This window comes from uncultured Modestobacter sp., from assembly GCF_947486615.1.
GTDB lineage: Bacteria > Actinomycetota > Actinomycetes > Mycobacteriales > Geodermatophilaceae > Modestobacter.
Window position 1 is genome coordinate 493,020 of record NZ_CANKUD010000002.1, and the last position, 15,937, is coordinate 508,956.

Sequence of the window (15,937 nt, forward strand, 5' to 3'; positions counted from 1 at the left end):
CGGCGACCGGCGGGAGAACCGGCGACGCTAGGGTCGCCAGCGACGAGGAGCCGACGCACGGAGGTGGTCCGGAGTGGTCCGAGTGCCGTTCCGGGGCCGTGCTGCCTCGGCCCCCGCCGAGCTCGAGGACGAGGAGGCCCGCGCCCTCGTCGCCGGGGCCGCCTCCGCGGCCGCCGCGGAGACCGAGGCCACCACCCCGGCGCCCGACCGGACCGCCGCGGCGTTCTTCGACGTCGACAACACGATGATGATGGGCGCCTCGCTGTTCTGGTTCGCCCGGGGGCTGGCCGCGCGCAAGTACTTCACCTCCCGCGACGTCGCCTCCTTCGTCTGGCAGCAGGCCAAGTTCCGGATCGCCGGCAGCGAGAGCGCGACCGACATGCACACCGTGCGGGACAACGCGCTGGCCTTCGTGGCCGGCCGCGAGGTGCAGGAGATCATCGACGCCGGCGAGGAGATCTACGACGAGCTGATGGCCGACCGCATCTGGTCGGGCACCCGCAACCTCGCCCAGCAGCACCTGGACGCCGGCCAGCGGGTCTGGCTGGTCACCGCCACCCCGGTGGAGCTCGCCTCGATCATCGCCCACCGCCTCGGCCTGACCGGCGCGCTGGGCACCGTCTCCGAGATCGTCGACGGCCGCTACACCGGCCGGCTGGTCGGCGAGATGATGCACGGTGAGTCCAAGGCCCAGGCGGTGCGCGCCCTGGCCGAGCGGGAGGGGCTGGACCTGACCCGCTGCACCGCCTACAGCGACTCCACCAACGACCTGCCGATGCTCTCCCTGGTGGGCTCCGCGGTCGCGGTGAACCCCGACTCCGAGCTGCGCGCCGTGGCCCGGTCCCGCGGCTGGACCGTGAAGGACTTCCGCACCGGCCGCAAGGCCGCCCGGATCGGCGTCCCGACCGTCGGCGCGGCCGCGGTCTCCGGCGGCGTCGTCGGCGGCCTCATCTCCCTGCGCCGCCGCAACCGCTGGCCCTTCTGAACGAGGACGCCGACCCCGTGGCCGAGTGGCAGTGGCTGTCCCCGGAGCAGTACCTGGTCCTCCTGATGACGCGGCTCGGCGTCGTCCCCGACGAGTCCGCTGCCCACCGCATCAGCGTGATCGAGGCGGTCGACGCGGACTCGGTACGCCGACTGACCCGGGCACTGCTGCTGGCCGAGGACCAGCTGACCGAGCACTGGCAGCAGGACGGCGACCGCACGCCGGCCGAGGCGTTGGACCGGGCGACCGCCGACTGGTGGGGCCGGCGGGGGCAGACCGGACCCGGCGGGCTGCCGGACGGTGCCGACCCTGCCTCGGATGGATCCGGGGAGGACCGCGACGCAGACGGGCGCCCGGTCAGCTGAAGACGCTGCGGCGCTGCAGGAGGAGCCGGTAGAGCGAGTGCTGGATGGTCTCGCGGACCTGGTCGGTCAGGTTGAACACGGTCATCGGGTCGTCCGCGGCAGCCGGGCCGTAGGACGCCGTCTCGATCGGCTCGCCGAAGGCGATGAACCACTTCGACGGCAGCGGGACCGCGCCCAGCGGGCCCAGCAGCGGGAAGGTCGGGGTGATCGGGAAGTACGGCAGGCCGAGCAGCCGGGCAGCGGTGCGGGCGTTGCCGATCATCGGGTAGATCTCCTCGGCGCCGACGATCGCGCAGGGCACGATCGGGGTGCCGGTGCGCAGCGCGGCGCTGACGAAGCCGCCGCGGCCGAACCGCTGCAGGGTGTACCGCTCGTGGAACGGCTTGCCGACGCCCTTGAAGCCCTCGGGGAAGACGCCCACCAGCTCCCCGCTGGACAGCAGCCGCTCGGCGTCCTCGTTGCAGGCCAGGGTGACGCCCAGCTTGCGCGCGAGCGATCCGATGAAGGGCACCTGGAACACCAGGTCGGCCCCGAGCAGCCGCAGCCGGCGGGCCGACGGGTGCTCGTCGTGCAGCGCGACCGTGGCCATCAGCGCGTCGACCGGGATGGTGCCGGAGTGGTTGGCCACCACGAGTGCGCCGCCGACGTCGGGCACGTGCTCCAGCCCCTGGGTCTCGACCCGGAACCACTGGTGGAACAACGGCCGCAGTCCGGGCAGCAGGACGTGGTCGGTCAGGTCGGGGTCGAAACCGAACTCGTCGGTGTCGTACTCCCCGGTCAGCCGGCGGCGCAGGAACTCCAGCCCACCGGCCAGCTGCTCGTCCCAGCCGGGCTCGGCCCTGGGCGGGGGCGGCTGCTCGTCGTCCGGGCGCAGCGGGATGACCCGGGCCTCAGGCATCGCGCACCGCCCGCAGGCCCGGCACCGACGGAGCCGCGCGGCGCCGGTCACCGAGCAGACCCTGGACGGCGGCCAGGCCACCGGCGACCCGACCGACGGCCGAGCGTGCGGTGCCGGTCACCTCGGCGACCAGGTGCGGATCGACCACGGGGGGCACCGTACGGGCGTAGTCGGCCAGCGCCTCGGCGGTGGTGTACCGCGGCTGGTGGCCGAACTCCTCGCGCAGCACGCGGGTGTCCACGACGCGGCCGAAGTTCAGGAAGCGCATCTGCTCGGGTGACCAGTCGACCAGCGCGCCGCGACGGGTCAGCCGGCCGAGCGAGCCCATCGCGGCCTCCGGGACCGGGAGTGCCACCCGGCCGAGCCGGCGGATCGCCTGGGAGAGCAGCACGGTGCCCTGGGCACCGACGTTGACCGTGCCGACGAAGTCACCGGTGGTCGCCCGCTGCAGCACGGCCACGGCGTCGTCCTCGTGCAGCAGCTGGACCCGGGCGTCGTAGCCGAGGGCCGTGGGCACCACCGGCATGCGCAGGAACCCCGACAGCAGCGAGTCGATCCGCGGGCCGATGAGGTTGGTGAAGCGCAGCACCGCGACCCCGACGTCGGGGCGGCGGCGGGCGAAGGCGCGGACGTAGCTCTCGATGTCGAGGCTGTCCTTGGCGAAGCCACCGCCGGGCACGCGACGTGCCTGCATCGTCTCGGTGAAGACGGCCGGGTCGCGGGAGCTGGCGCCGTAGACCGCACTGGTGCTCTTGAGCACCAGCCGGCGGACCTGCGGGGACCGCTGGCAGGCAGCCAGCAGCTGCATGGTGCCGATGACGTTGAGCTCCTTCATCGACACCCGCCCCCCGGCACCGGCCGGGGTGGCGCTGATGTTCATGTGGACGACGGTGTCCACCGACGCCGACTCGATCACCTTCCCGATCAACGGGCTGCGAATGTCGGCGCGGACGAACTCGGTGCGCCCGAGGCGGCGGAGCACCTCGGGGGCCGGGGGGACGGTGTCCACCCCGATGACCCGGTCGATCGCCGGGTCTGCGGCGAGCTCGGCCGCCAGCGCGCCGCCCAGCCACCGGCTCACGCCGGTGACGAGGACGACCGCGGGCGGCACGAGCGTCAGCTCACTTCTTGTTGCGCCGCTGCACGCGGGTCTTCTTGAGGAGCTTGCGGTGCTTCTTCTTCGCCATCCGCTTGCGGCGCTTCTTGATGACCGAACCCATGTCCTGCTCCCGACGTCGTGTCCGCCCAGCGGCCGGGGAGCGTGACCGGGGTGGTCACACAGCTCCGTGGTCCGGGTACCGGGCGAGTGATCTGCTCGTGCGCGGCCACCCCCGCGAGAGGGGGCTCAACCGCTCAGCGCCCGAGCCTACCCGGCCGACCGCCGACGAGCCGGGACGGCCGCCCCGCAGGGCTCTCCACCGCCGACATCCGCCCGTCAGGACCGGCCCGCTGCAGGGGCCCGCCACGAGCTCGCGAGTAGTGGGGCAGCGGGGTCCTTCGACTTCTTCAGGCGATGTCGGTGTAGGCGTCGCGCAGGTAGTCGTGCACGGCGCGCTCCGGGACGCGGAAGGAGCGGCCGACGCGGACGGCGGAGAGCTCGCCGCCGTGGACGAGGCGGTAGACGGTCATCTTCGAGACGCGCATCAGGGCGGCGACCTCGGCGACGGTCAGGAAGGCGACGGCGGCGCGGGGGGCCGGGACGGCGGCCGGACGGCCGACCGGCATGGCGGCCGGGTGGGCCGCGGGCACCGGGCGGGACAGGGCAGCGGCGTTCATGGGGCGACCCATGGGACGCGGGGCCGGGACACCCGGGCGGGTGGTCTGGATGGTGGCGCGCTGGGGCATGGTCACGTCGTTCATCTCCGGTCTCAGCGCTCCCGCGGCCACCGGCTTCCCCACCGGCGGGCGTGTCACGTTCGCGCTGGGAAGACCATATGGGGGCCGGAGTGACAGAAGCGATGGGTGAAACGGACAGGCGGACCGGTCCGTCCTGGGCACAAGTGGACAGAGACACCCTGTGACACACCAGTAACGGCGTGTTGTCCCCAAGTCGACTCGTCCGTCCAGCCCTCGATCCACAGGAAACTGTGGAAAAACACAGGCGTGTGATTCACCTGTGCACTGCTGGGGCGCAGCGACACGAGTTCTCAAGGCGCGTCGGCTGCACTCCGCTCGCGCCCGGTGACGGGATCGGGGTCGTACGGGTCAGCCGTCGGCGCGGCCGAGCTCGACCGAGCGGTCGTGCGCCGCCTCGATCGCCGCGATCAGCGCCGCGCGCACCCCGTGCCGCTCCAGCTCACGGACGGCGGCGATCGTCGTCCCGCCGGGGCTGGTCACGGCCTCCCGCAGCTGCACCGGGTGCTCTCCGGAGTCGCGCAGCATCACCGCCGAGCCGTAGGCGGTCTGCACGATCAGGTCCGCCGCGAGGTCGCGGGGCAGGCCGAGCAGGATGCCAGCGTCGATCATCGCCTCGACCAGGAAGAAGAAGTAGGCCGGACCGCTGCCGGACAGCGCCGTCACGGCGTCCTGCTGGCGCTCGGGCACCCGGCGGACCTCGCCCACCGGCGCCAGCAGGGCCTCGGCCTCGTCCAGGTGCGCCTCGGTCGCGTGCGCGCCGGCCGACAGCACGCTCATCCCGGCCTCCACCAGGGCCGGGGTGTTCGGCATGACCCGGACCACCGGCGTCCCCGGGGGCAGGAAGCCCTCGATCCGGGCGGTCGGCACCCCGGCCGCCACCGAGACCACCAGGTGGTCGGTGGTCACGTGCGGGGCCAGCAGCGCCAGCAGCGCGTCGATGTCCTGCGGCTTCACCGCCAGCAGCAGCACCCGCGCGCGGGCGGCCGCCCCGGCGAGGTCGGCGGTGCCCACCCCGTGCCGAGCCGCCAGCTCCGCGGCCCGCTGCGGGCTGCGCTCCACCACGAGCACGCCCTCACCCGTACCGGCCTGACGCACCAGACCGGCGAGCAGGGCCTCACCGATCTTGCCGCCGCCGATGATGGCCAGCTGGGCGCCCGAGTCGCCGCGTCCCGCAGTGATCATGCCGCGACGGTAGTGCCCGGCCGTGTGTGCCGCGGACCGGTGGGGCCGTGTGTGCCGCGGACCGGTGGGGCCGTGTGTGCCGCGGACCGGTGGGGCCGTGTGTGCCGCGGACCGGTGGAGCCGTGTGTGCCGCGGACCGGTGGAGCCGTGTGTGCCGCGGACCGGTGGAGCCGTGTGTGCCGCGGACCGGTGGGGCCGTGTGTGCCGCGGACCGGTGGGGTAGGCGCCGGACATGTCTGGAGAACTGAACGGCAAGCGGGTCGCGGTGCTCGCCACCGACGGCGTGGAGCAGGTCGAGCTGGACCAGCCCTGGCAGGCCCTGGTCGACGCGGGGGCCCGGCCGGAGCTGATCGGGCTGGCCGCCGGCACCATCACCGCCTACGACCACATCGACAAGGGCGACACCAAGGACGTCGACGTGGCGTTGTCCGACGCCGACCCCTCCGCCTACGACGCGCTGGTGCTGCCCGGCGGGGTGATCAACGGCGACTTCGTGCGGGCCGACCCGGCCGCCGTCTCCTTCGTGAAGGCGTTCTTCAACGCCGGCAAGCCGGTGGCGGCCATCTGCCACGCACCGTGGGTGCTCGCCGAGGCCGACGTGGTGCGCGGCCGCCGGATGACCTCCTGGCCCTCCCTGCAGACCGACCTGCGCAACGCCGGCGCGGAGTGGGTCGACGAGGAGGTCGTCGTCGACGGCAACCTCACCACCAGCCGCAAGCCCGACGACCTGCCCGCCTTCGGGCGCACCCTGGTCGAGCAGTTCGCCGCAGCCGGCTGACGCCGGGCGCCCCGGTCAGCCGGCCGCGAGCAGACCGGCGGCCGGGGCGATGACCAGCACGGTCGCGGCCAGCAGCAGCACCGCCAGCAGCTGCACGCCCAGCGGGCCCTGCCCCTGGCGCTTCCGCCAGGCCGCCACACCCGCGACCAACCCGGTGATGGTCAACGGCGCGGCCACCAGGGCGCCGTAGGGCACCAGCTCCCACAGCACGGTGAAGAGGAAGTAGACGCCGACCCCGACGGCCAGGGCGACCACCAGCTCCCCCACGAACCGCGCCCACGCCAGGGCGCCGTCCCGGCCGGTGAGCGGTTCGGGCTCCGCCGTGCCGGCCGCCGCCTGGGCCGCGACGACCGGGATGGGCCCGGTGACCGGGTGCTCGGTGGCCCGGCGGGCCCGGGCGGCCGCCTCGGCCGCCTTCGACTGCGGGGTCGACCGCGCGGTTGCCGACGACGATCCCGTGCTGGGTGAGCCGGCCGGGATCGCCGACGTCGACGGACCCTGGCCGTACAGCGCGGCGTCGTTGTCGCTCTTGCGCCGGGCCGGCACGACCGGCGGGCCGGCGGCGTCGGCCCGCGAGCCGACCGGTCCGGTCCCGGACAGCGGCCCCGGGCCGGCCGGGGCCGGCTGCGGTGCGGCGGCCGGCGCGCGGGGCGGCGTCGGCGTGTCCGGGCTGGCCAGCCCGGCGGCGGGGCGCCAGGCGGGCTCCGGTGCCGGGGTCCACACCGGCTGCGACCGGGCGGGGGTGGCGGCCGGGCCACGGGTGTTGGCGCCCGGGGCCCGGGGCGCGGCGCGGGGGGCCTGCGGGGCGGGGTCGGCGCGGCCGGTGTCGACGCGGGCGTTGCGGCCGGTCGTGGGGACGCGCGGGGTGCGGCCGGTCGCCGACGGGTCCTCCCCCGTCTTGCGCCGCCGGCCCGGGCGGGTGCCCAGCTCGCTCTCCAGCCCGTGCTCGCGCAGGATCTCCGCCAGCGAGCGGACGCTGTACTCCCCTGAGTCAGGCTGCGACATCAGGCTCCCTCCAGCTGGTCCAGGCGGCGGAGGATGACTCCCTCACGCAGCGCCCACGGGCAGATCCGCACGCACGGTACGTCCACCGCCCGCATCGCGGCCTGCGCCACGACGGCACCGGCCGGCACCTGGTGCGCCCGCTGCGCGGAGACGCCCTGCAGTTCGGCCAACGCGGCGGACTCGATCCGCGACACGAAGCCGCGCACCTGGGACAGCCCGGTGTCCGTCAGCTCCCGCGGGGTGCGGAGCCCGGCCCCGGACGGCGCAGCCCCGGCCAGCCGGGCCAGGGTCCGGAACGTCTTGGAGGTGGCGGCGACCAGGTCGGGGTCCCCGGCGCCGCGCAGCTCCTTGCCGACCGGGGCCAGCAGCTCCGCGGCGTAGCGGTCGAGGTCGGCGAGCGCGGCCAGGTCCGGCCGCCCGCCCACCTCGGCGCGGGGCAGGAACCGGCGGGTCATCCGGCCTGCCCCCAGCGGCACCGACAGGGCGACGTCGGGGTCCTCGTCCACGCCGGTGGCCAGCTCCAGCGACCCGCCGCCGATGTCGAGCACCAGCAGCCGGCCGGCGCTCCAGCCGAACCAGCGTCGGACGGCGAGGAAGGTCAGCCGCGCCTCGTCCTCCCCGGACAGCACCTGCAGGTCCACCCCGGTCTGCTCCCGCACCCGGCGGAGCACCGCGGCACCGTTCTCAGCCTCCCGGATCGCCGAGGTCACGAAGGCCATCAGCTCGTCGCAACGCCGCTCGGCGGCCTGCTGTCTGGCCCGGTTCACCGCGTTGAGCAGGGACTTCTCCCCCGCCTTGGACAGCTTGCCGTCCGGGCCGATCTGCTCGGCCAGCCGCAGCACCGAGCGGTCGTCGTGCATCGGCGTCGGGTGCGCGCCACGGTGCGCGTCGACCACCACCAGGTGCACCGTGTTCGAGCCGACGTCCAGCACCCCGAGTCGCATGCCCGAGAGTCTGCCTGGCCCCTCAAGAGGCTCGCGCCGAGCGGAGCGACGTGAAGAGGAGGGGGCCCCTGTCACTACGCTGCGCCGGTGGACCCGAGCACGCCTGCCGACCCCCCGTCCGAGGTCGGCCTGGACTTCCCGCGCGAGTGGATCGAGTTCATCGACCCCGCCGACCCCGAGCACCTCGTCCGGGCCGACCTGACCTGGCTGACCAGCGCCTGGACCTGCGTGTTCGGTCGCGGCTGCGCCGGTGTGGTGGCCGGTCGCGCCGAGGACGGCTGCTGCAACCACGGTGCGTTCTTCACCGACACCGACGACCTGGACCGGGTCGAGGCGGCGGTGGCCGACCTGACCCCGGCCGACTGGCAGCACCATCCGGGGACGACGACCGGGCGCGAGGACTGGACCGAGCCGGACACGCTGACCGAGCCGGCCCCGGGCGAGACCGCCGAGGAGGCGCTGCGCACCCGGGTGGTCGACGGGGCCTGCGTCTTCCTCAACCGGCCCGGCCACCCCGCCGGTCAGGGCTGCGCGCTGCACGCGATGGCGCTGCGGCAGGGCCGGCACCCGCTGGAGACCAAGCCGGACGTCTGCTGGCAGCTGCCGGTGCGCCGCGAGCAGGAGTGGGTCGACCGCCCCGACGAGACGCGGGTGCTGGTCTCCAGCATCGGCGAGTTCGACCGCCGCGGGTGGGGACCGGGCGGGCACGACCTGCACTGGTGGTGCACCGGCTCGCCGACGGCGCACGTGGCCGCCGAGCCGCTGGTGGAGACCTACGGCCCGGAGCTCACCGAGCTGCTCGGCCCGGCCGCCTACGCGGAGCTACGCCGGCTGACCGAGGCCCGCCTCGACGCCGGGCTCGTCGCCCCCCACCCCGCCAGCCCCCGGCCGGTCCCGGTGGAGCTGCACCGACGCCGTCCCGACTGAGCGGGCTCCGGCCCGGAAGGTCTGCCGGTAGGCGCGCGGGGAGACCCCGCGCCGCCGGGCGAACTGCTCGCGCAGCCCGGCGGCGGTGCCGAAGCCGACCAGCCGGGCGATCTCCTCGACGGGAGCGTCGCTGTTCTCGAGCAGCGCCTCGGCGGCGGCCAGCCGCTGGGCGAGCAGCCAGGCGTGCGGCGTCGTCCCGGTGGTGGCCTTGAAGCGCCGGGCGAAGCTGCGGGGGCTCATCAGCGCCCTGCGGGCGAGCAGCTCGACGCTGATCTCCTCCGCCAGGTTCGCCCGGGCCCACTCCAGGACGACGCCCAGCAGGTCGTCCTCGACGCGGGCGACCGGGGTGTCGATGAACTGGGCCTGCCCGCCGTCCCGGTGCGGGGGCACGACCATCTCCCGGGCCAGCGCGTTGGCGGAGGCGGCTCCCCACTCCCGGCGGACCAGGTGCAGCAGCGCGTCGATGCCACTGGCCGTCCCGGCCCCGGTGATCACCTGGCCGTTGTCGACGTACAGGACGGCGGGGTCGACCTGCACCCGGGGGAACCGCGCGGCCAGCTCGCCGGCGTACCTCCAGTGCGTGGACGCCCGCTGGCCGTCGAGCAGCCCGGCCCAGGCCAGCACGAACGCCCCGGTGCAGTGGCTGACGACCATCGCGCCGCGGGAGTGGGCGGCGCGCAGCGCGTCGAGCAGCTCCGCCGGCGGCTGCTGGTCCAGCTGCTCCCAGGCGGTGATCAGCACGATGTCGGAGACCGCCAGCCGGTCCAGCCCGTGGTCGACGAGCATCGCGAGCCCGGTGTCGCTGCGGAGCACGCCCGGTCGCTGGGAGACGAGCGCGAAGTCGAACCGGGGCAGGCCCATCTCCCGGCGGTCGTAGCCGAACACCTCGGCGGCCACGCCGATCCCGAAGCTACCCACGATCCCGTCGGTGACCACGAGGCTGACGACCAGCGGACGGTCCGATGTGCTCATGGGCACAGCATGGCAGGAACGTTGCGACTGCGGTCGGTCCTGCCACTCGTCGGGTGACTCGCGTCCGCGCAGGCTCTGTCCATGTTGCTGATCACCTGCCCCGTGACCCGGACCGACGAGCTGGTCGCCCACCGGCGCATCAGGTCGGTCGTCAACCACCCGACGCACATCGCGGTGAGCCTGGAGTGCCCCGCCTGCGGCGGCACCCACGTGGTGCGCACCGGCCGCCGCTGGGAAGCCGCCCGGGCCCGCGCCGGCACCGCCTCCCGGGCCGCCGCACAGACCTCCGTCGCCGACGCGGCCCGAGCTGCGCGCGCCGGGGTCCCGGCGTAGCTTCGAACACATGAGCGAAGCGAACAGCACCGGTCCGGACAGCCCGCAGAGCACCGAGAAGGACCCTTCGGACTGGGTCACCGGCGGCGAGCCGGCCACCGGCGCGCAGAAGAGCTACCTGAACACCCTGGCCCGCGAGGCCCAGGAGGACGTCCCCGACGACATCAGCAAGGCCGACGCCTCCAAGAAGATCGACGAACTCCAGGAAGAGACCGGCCGCGGCCAGTAGCAGCAGCGTCTCCCGCCCCTCTGGCTCCCAGGCCAGGGGACGAGGTACGGACGCCGAAGGCGGTGACGCCGGACGGCGGGCCCGCAGGGTCCACCTCCGGCGTCACGGAAACGGCTCAGCGCAGGCCGACCCGACACCTGCTCGCGGGGCACGAGACGCCGCAGGCGGTCACGCCGGACGGCGGGCCCGCAGGGTCCACCTCCGGCGTGACGGGAAACGGCTCAGCACAGCGTGACCCGACTCCTGGCTGCGGTGCGATCCGGAGGATCGCAATGGATCAAGCCTCGAACTTGTACCCCAGCCCGCGGACGGTGACCAGGTAGCGGGGGTTGGCCGGGTCGGGCTCGAGCTTGGCGCGCAGCCGCTTGACGTGGACGTCGAGGGTCTTGGTGTCCCCGACGTAGTCCGCGCCCCAGACCCGGTCGATGAGCTGGCCGCGGGTGAGCACCCGGCCGGCGTTGCGCAGCAGGAGCTCGAGGAGGTCGAACTCCTTGAGGGGCAGCGAGATGGGCTCCCCGTCCACGGCGACGACGTGCCGGTCGACGTCCAGCCGCACGGGGCCGGCCGCGAGGGCCGTCTCCTCGGACGGCTCGGCCTCGGTGCCGCGGCGCAGCACGGCCCGGATGCGGGCGACGAGCTCCCGCGCGGAGTAGGGCTTGGTGACGTAGTCGTCGGCCCCCAGCTCCAGGCCGACGACCTTGTCGATCTCGGCGTCCTTGGCGGTCAGCATGATGATCGGCACGGAGCTCTTGGCGCGCAGCGACCGGCAGACCTCGGTGCCGGAGAGCCCGGGCAGCATGAGGTCCAGCAGCACGATGTCGGCCCCGGCCCGGTCGAACTCGACGAGCGCGTCCGTCCCGGTGGCGGCCACGACGGTGTCGTAACCCTCCCGCCGCAACATGTAGGACAGCGCGTCGGAGAAGGACTCCTCGTCCTCCACCACGAGCACTCGGGTCATGACCGTCCCTTCTGCAGGGCCCCGGGGGGCCCGTCATCGGCCCCGGCGGGGCCTTCGTCTGGTGTCTGGCGGCTGTGCAGCGGCGGGACCGGTGGCCGCTCGGGCGCACCCTCCTCCAGCGCTTCCGCGTCGGCGGCGAGCGGGATGCGCAGGGTGAAGGTCGAGCCGAGGCCCTCTTCGCTCCAGACGGTCACCGCGCCACCGTGGTTGCTGGCCACGTGCTTGACGATCGCCAGGCCGAGCCCGGTGCCGCCGGTGGCGCTGGCCCGGGACTGGTCGACCCGGTAGAAGCGCTCGAACACCCGGGACCGGTCCTGGCGCGGGATGCCGATGCCGGAGTCGGTGACGGCGATCTCGGCGAAGCCGGAGCGGGCCCGGGCGCCGACGGCGATGGTGGTGCCGCCGGGGCTGTAGGCGACGGCGTTGGCCAGCAGGTTGGTGAGCGCGGTGGCCAGCTGCGCCTCCACCCCGCGGACGACGAGGCCGGGCTGGGCGGCGACGGCGAGCTGGATGTCCTTGGCGGCGGCGGCGGCGCGCGTCCGGTCGACCGCCTCGCCGACGACGGTGCCGACGGCGACCGGCACGAGCTCGGGCAGCGGCTCTGCGCCCTGCAGCCGGGACAGGTCGATCAGCTCGCGCACCAGCCGGGCCAGCCGGTCGGCCTCGTGCTGCATCCGGGTGGCGAAGCGCTGCACCGTCTCGGGGTCGTCGGCGGCACCCTGGACCGCCTCGGCCAGCAGCGCGAGCGCGCCGACCGGCGTCTTCAGCTCGTGCCCGACGTTCGCGACGAAGTCCCGGCGGACCGCCTCGACCCGGCGGGCCTCGGTGACGTCCTGCAGCACGAGGGCGACCGGGCCCGGGGCGCCGACCGGGCCGTCGTCCAGCCGGATGCCGTGCACGCCGACCATCCGCGGCCCGCTGCCCACCAGGTCGCCGGGGAGGGAGACGTCGGCGCGTCGGCTGCCGGAGGCCTGCACGTCGCGGACCACCTCGACCAGGTCGGGCACCAGGAGGCGGTCGCCGCGCAGGATGCCCAGCGCCCGGGCAGAGGGGTTGGCGAGCAGGACACCCTCGTCGGGCCCGAGCAGGACGACGGCGGGGTCCATCAGGTCGACGAGCCGGCGGCTGAGCACCGCGTCGGAGTCGCCGCGCGGCGCACCACGGTCGTCGGGGGCGGCCTCACCCGGGCCGGCACCGCCACGGACCCGGGCGCGCAGCGACGGCACGGCCAGTGCCACCGACGTCGTCAGCAGCAGGCCGATCACCAGGCCCACCAGCAGGGCGACCACCGGGTCCACGACGTCGATGCTAGACATCCACGACCCGCTGACCAGCCGGTCAGACGACCGTCACCCGGTCAGGGCAGGACTGTTCACCGGCCTGCACCTGGCCGTTCACCTGGTGGCTGCCTGTGGCCGACGCGCGGGTCTCTACCCTCGTCTCTACACGTGTCGCGCGCGTCGGGCGAGGTCGCCGGCGAGCTACGGGGACGGCGTCGCCCCCGGGCACCGCCCTGGACGCGGCGACGGAACGAGGAGAGGCCATGCTGCGGGAGAGCTACCGCGAGGAACTGGACGACATCAACGCCTGCCTGGTGGAGATGGCGAACTCGGTCGGGTCGGCGATGAGCACGGCGACCACCGCCCTGCTGGACGCCGACGTGGCCCTGGCCGACCTGGTGATCGCCGGCGACGAGCGGATCGACTCCATGCGGGAGAGCATCGAGGAGCGCTGCTTCACGCTGCTGGCCCGTCAGCAGCCGGTCGCCACCGACCTGCGCACGATCACCACCGCGATGCGGATCGTCGGCGACCTGGAGCGGATGGGCGACCTGGCCGAGCACATCGCGAAGGTGGCCCGGATGCGCTTCCCCGAGCACGCGGTGCCGCAGGAGGTGCGCCCGGTCTTCCTGGAGGCCGGCCATGTCGCGCAGAGCCTCGTCGCCCAGGCCGGCACGGTCATCGCCAAGCGCGACGTCGACGCCGCCGCCGACCTGGAGGCCGAGGACGACCTCATGGACCAGCTGCACAAGCAGCTGTTCCGCGAGCTGCTGCTGCCCACCTGGAGCCACGGCATCGAGGCGGCCATCGACGTCACCCTGCTGGGCCGCTACTACGAGCGCTTCGCCGACCACGCGGTCAGCGTCGCGCGCCGGGTGGTCTACCTGGTCACCGGCGAGAAGGCCATGGTCGCCTCGCACGACTGAGCCACCGCACGACTCGACGAGGGCCCCGGGAGCAGCTGCTCCCGGGGCCCTCGTCGTCCGGCCTCGTGGTTCGGCCTCGTAGCAGGGGCCCGCGCTCAGCGTGCGAAGCGTGGGGGGCTACGAGCAGAAGGACCCCCTCCCACGAGCCCTTCGCAGGCTCAGGCCACGACCGGAGGGGGCCGACAGGGCGCTCCCGCTACTTCTTGCCCTGGTTCTTGACCGCCTCGATGGCGGCGGCCGCGGCGGCCGGGTCGAGGTACTGACCGCCCGGGCTGGTCGGGCGCAGATCGGCGTCCAGGTCGTAGCGCAGCGGGACGCCGGTGGGGATGTTCAGCCCGACGACCTCGTCCTCGCCCATGTCGTCCAGGTGCTTCACCAGGGCCCGCAGGCTGTTGCCGTGCGCGGCCACCAGCACCGTCCGGCCGGCCCGCAGGTCCGGGACGATCGCGTCGTACCAGTACGGCAGCATCCGGGTGACGACGTCGGCCAGGCACTCGGTGGCCGGGCGGGCCTCCGGCGGCAGGAAGACGTACCGCGGGTCGGCGTCCTGGCTGTACTGGCTGCCGGCCTCGATCGGCGGCGGCGGGGTGGCGTAGCTGCGTCGCCAGGTCATGAACTGCTCCTCGCCGTACTCGGCGAGGGTGGCGGCCTTGTCCTTCCCCTGGAGCGCGCCGTAGTGCCGCTCGTTGAGCCGCCAGGAGCGCCGCACCGGGATCCACTGCCGGTCGGCGGCGGCCAGGGCCAGCTCGGCGGTGGTGATGGCCCGCTTGAGCAGGGAGGTGTGCAGCACGTCGGGGAGCAGGTCGTGCTCGACGAGCAGCTGCCCGCCGCGGACGGCCTCGGCCCGGCCCTTCTCCGACAGCTGGACGTCCACCCAGCCGGTGAACAGGTTGGCCTTGTTCCACTCGCTCTCGCCGTGACGGAGCAGGATGAGGGTCCCGGTGGGGGTCGCGTCGGTCACGGACCCCATCCTGCCCGACCGGCGATGTGCTGGTACGGCCCCCTCGCAGGGGCCCGCCGCGGGGGGGCCTTCCTCAGGCCATCGCCTCGGCCCGCTGGGGCGCGCGCACCTGGCGGACGGCGTCGGCCACGAGCTCACCGGCCCGGCGCAGCTGCTCCTCGGTGTGGGTGGCCATCACCGCCAGCCGCAGCACCCCCTGGCCGCGGGGGACCGCCGGGTAGCCGACCGCGTTGGTGTAGACGCCGGCCTCGTGCGCGGCTGCCCAGGCGGCGCGGGTGTCCTCGTCCTCACCTGTCCGGACGGCGATCACCGCGCCCTTGCCCGGCAACGGCGCGGCACCGTGCTCGGTGAGCACCCGGCGCAGCAGGTCGCCGTTGTCCCGCAGCCGCTGCATCCGCTCGGGCTCGCGGCGGAGCACCCGCAGCGAGGCGAGGGCCGCGGCGACGGCGGCCGGGTCGTTGGCCGCGCTGAACACGTAGGGCATCGCCGAGGCGCGGATGCCGTCGGCGACGGCCCGCGAGGTCATCACCGCGCCACCCACGCTGGCCAGCGCCTTGCTGAAGGCCACCGTGACGGCGTCCACCCGGTCGAGCACCCCGGCCGCCTCCGCGGCGCCCCGCCCGTGCTCGCCGAGCACGCCCAGGCCGTGTGCCTCGTCGACCACCAGGCGGGCCGAGAAGCGGCGGCAGAGGCCGGCGATCGCGGCCAGCGGCGCGGACTCACCGCTCATCGAGTACACGCCGTCGACGACGACGACGGCGCCGACCTCGGGGTCCAGCCGGTTCAGCCGGCGCTCCAGCGAGGCGACCGAGTTGTGGGTGAAGCGGAGCACGGTGCCCCGGCTGGCGGCCGCGGCGGCGTGCAGGCTGGCGTGCGCATGGGCGTCGACCAGCAGCGCGTCACCGCTGGCGCCGGCGGTGGAGAGCATCGCGACGTTGGCGTTCACCCCGGCGGAGGCGAGCACGGCGTCCTCGGTGCCGAAGTGCTCGGCGAGCTCCCGCTCCAGGGTCAGGTGCAGCCGGGTGGTGCCGTTGAGGATCCGGCTGCCGGCGGCGCTGGTGCCGTACTGCCGCAGCGCGGCGACGGCGGCCTCGACGACCTGCGGGTCACCGGCCAGGCCCAGGTAGTTGTTGGTGCCCAGGTTGATCCGTGCCCGGCCGTCGTCGAAGACGGTGACCGGCTCGGGTGCCCCGGCGGTGGGCACCGAGTGGGTGGCCATCCCCTCGCGGGTGTGCCGCCGCATCATCTCGGCCCGGCTGGACTCCAGCAAGGGCGCGAAGGCGTCCCGGCGGACGACCTGGGACGGGACCGATCGGACCGGTGCGACGTCGAGCACG

19 protein-coding genes are annotated in these 15,937 nt (G+C 74.5%); 7 read left to right on the forward strand and 12 right to left on the reverse strand.

The window, feature by feature from the left end; genetic code table 11:
* Positions 1–73: 73 nt before the first annotated feature.
* A complete protein-coding gene (locus Q1A09_RS05665) occupies positions 74–985 on the forward strand; it encodes an HAD family phosphatase (RefSeq protein ID WP_299952488.1) in 912 nt (303 codons plus the stop codon).
* Positions 986–1,002: 17 nt separating this feature from the next.
* Positions 1,003–1,350, forward strand: coding sequence for a hypothetical protein (locus Q1A09_RS05670; RefSeq protein WP_299952489.1), 348 nt, complete (start codon positions 1,003–1,005; stop codon positions 1,348–1,350).
* Here Q1A09_RS05670 and Q1A09_RS05675 read toward each other — a convergent pair.
* From Q1A09_RS05675 to proC, 5 genes are all read right to left on the reverse strand, one after another.
* The gene (locus Q1A09_RS05675; protein WP_299952490.1) at positions 1,343–2,248 is read right to left on the reverse strand and encodes a lysophospholipid acyltransferase family protein; all 906 of its coding nucleotides are present in this window, start codon (positions 2,246–2,248) and stop codon (positions 1,343–1,345) included. The two genes, Q1A09_RS05670 and Q1A09_RS05675, sit on opposite strands and share 8 nt — an antisense overlap.
* Positions 2,241–3,359, reverse strand: coding sequence for an NAD-dependent epimerase/dehydratase family protein (locus Q1A09_RS05680; protein WP_299952491.1), 1,119 nt, complete (start codon positions 3,357–3,359; stop codon positions 2,241–2,243). Before Q1A09_RS05680 ends, Q1A09_RS05675 begins: the two co-directional genes overlap by 8 nt.
* 10 nt (positions 3,360–3,369) lie before the next feature.
* Positions 3,370–3,468: a 30S ribosomal protein bS22 gene (locus Q1A09_RS05685; RefSeq protein ID WP_012854759.1), complete on the reverse strand. Its 99-nt coding sequence runs from the start codon at positions 3,466–3,468 to the stop codon at positions 3,370–3,372.
* Positions 3,469–3,754: 286 nt separating this feature from the next.
* The gene (locus tag Q1A09_RS05690) at positions 3,755–4,024 is read right to left on the reverse strand and encodes a helix-turn-helix domain-containing protein (RefSeq protein WP_299952495.1); all 270 of its coding nucleotides are present in this window, start codon (positions 4,022–4,024) and stop codon (positions 3,755–3,757) included.
* Between the two features lie 429 nt (positions 4,025–4,453).
* Positions 4,454–5,287 (reverse strand): pyrroline-5-carboxylate reductase, encoded by an 834-nt coding sequence (gene proC, locus Q1A09_RS05695; protein WP_299952496.1) that lies wholly within the window; start codon positions 5,285–5,287, stop codon positions 4,454–4,456.
* Between the two features lie 232 nt (positions 5,288–5,519).
* Here proC and Q1A09_RS05700 point away from each other — a divergent pair, with 232 nt between their 5' ends.
* A complete protein-coding gene (locus tag Q1A09_RS05700) occupies positions 5,520–6,065 on the forward strand; it encodes a type 1 glutamine amidotransferase domain-containing protein (RefSeq protein WP_299952497.1) in 546 nt (181 codons plus the stop codon).
* Between the two features lie 15 nt (positions 6,066–6,080).
* Here the strand turns inward: Q1A09_RS05700 and Q1A09_RS05705 are convergent, their stop codons facing one another.
* Positions 6,081–7,070, reverse strand: a complete 990-nt coding sequence (locus Q1A09_RS05705; protein ID WP_299952498.1) for a hypothetical protein — start codon at positions 7,068–7,070, stop codon at positions 6,081–6,083.
* Entirely contained in the window at positions 7,070–8,014 is a 945-nt protein-coding gene (locus Q1A09_RS05710; protein WP_299952499.1) for a Ppx/GppA phosphatase family protein, read from the reverse strand. Before Q1A09_RS05710 ends, Q1A09_RS05705 begins: the two co-directional genes overlap by 1 nt.
* A gap of 87 nt (positions 8,015–8,101) precedes the next feature.
* Between Q1A09_RS05710 and Q1A09_RS05715 the strand changes: the two genes are divergently transcribed.
* Positions 8,102–8,941 (forward strand): hypothetical protein, encoded by an 840-nt coding sequence (locus Q1A09_RS05715; RefSeq protein ID WP_299952500.1) that lies wholly within the window; start codon positions 8,102–8,104, stop codon positions 8,939–8,941.
* Here the strand turns inward: Q1A09_RS05715 and Q1A09_RS05720 are convergent.
* Complete coding sequence (locus Q1A09_RS05720; RefSeq protein ID WP_299952501.1) at positions 8,837–9,913, reverse strand: helix-turn-helix domain-containing protein; 1,077 nt, start codon at positions 9,911–9,913, stop codon at positions 8,837–8,839. The genes Q1A09_RS05715 and Q1A09_RS05720 overlap by 105 nt on opposite strands.
* A gap of 81 nt (positions 9,914–9,994) precedes the next feature.
* Here Q1A09_RS05720 and Q1A09_RS05725 point away from each other — a divergent pair, with 81 nt between their 5' ends.
* The gene (locus Q1A09_RS05725; RefSeq protein ID WP_299952502.1) at positions 9,995–10,246 is read left to right on the forward strand and encodes a hypothetical protein; all 252 of its coding nucleotides are present in this window, start codon (positions 9,995–9,997) and stop codon (positions 10,244–10,246) included.
* Between the two features lie 10 nt (positions 10,247–10,256).
* Positions 10,257–10,475, forward strand: a complete 219-nt coding sequence (locus Q1A09_RS05730) for a DUF3072 domain-containing protein (RefSeq protein ID WP_299952503.1) — start codon at positions 10,257–10,259, stop codon at positions 10,473–10,475.
* Between the two features lie 277 nt (positions 10,476–10,752).
* Here the strand turns inward: Q1A09_RS05730 and Q1A09_RS05735 are convergent, their stop codons facing one another.
* On the reverse strand, positions 10,753–11,433 hold the full coding sequence (locus Q1A09_RS05735) for a response regulator transcription factor (protein WP_299952504.1): 681 nt from the start codon (positions 11,431–11,433) through the stop codon (positions 10,753–10,755).
* Positions 11,430–12,749, reverse strand: a complete 1,320-nt coding sequence (locus tag Q1A09_RS05740) for a cell wall metabolism sensor histidine kinase WalK (RefSeq protein WP_299952505.1) — start codon at positions 12,747–12,749, stop codon at positions 11,430–11,432. Before Q1A09_RS05740 ends, Q1A09_RS05735 begins: the two co-directional genes overlap by 4 nt.
* 227 nt (positions 12,750–12,976) lie before the next feature.
* On the opposite strand from Q1A09_RS05740, the gene phoU reads away from it, so the two are divergent.
* Entirely contained in the window at positions 12,977–13,639 is a 663-nt protein-coding gene (gene phoU, locus Q1A09_RS05745; protein ID WP_299952507.1) for a phosphate signaling complex protein PhoU, read from the forward strand.
* A 196-nt stretch (positions 13,640–13,835) separates the two neighbouring features.
* Here the strand turns inward: phoU and Q1A09_RS05750 are convergent, their stop codons facing one another.
* Both Q1A09_RS05750 and Q1A09_RS05755 read right to left on the reverse strand, forming a co-directional pair.
* On the reverse strand, positions 13,836–14,600 hold the full coding sequence (locus tag Q1A09_RS05750) for a phosphoglyceromutase (protein ID WP_299952508.1): 765 nt from the start codon (positions 14,598–14,600) through the stop codon (positions 13,836–13,838).
* A gap of 73 nt (positions 14,601–14,673) precedes the next feature.
* Positions 14,674–15,936 carry a pyridoxal phosphate-dependent aminotransferase family protein gene (locus tag Q1A09_RS05755; protein ID WP_299952509.1) on the reverse strand — a complete coding sequence of 421 codons (1,263 nt, stop codon included), beginning with the start codon at positions 15,934–15,936 and terminating at the stop codon, positions 14,674–14,676.
* Position 15,937 lies beyond the last annotated feature (1 nt).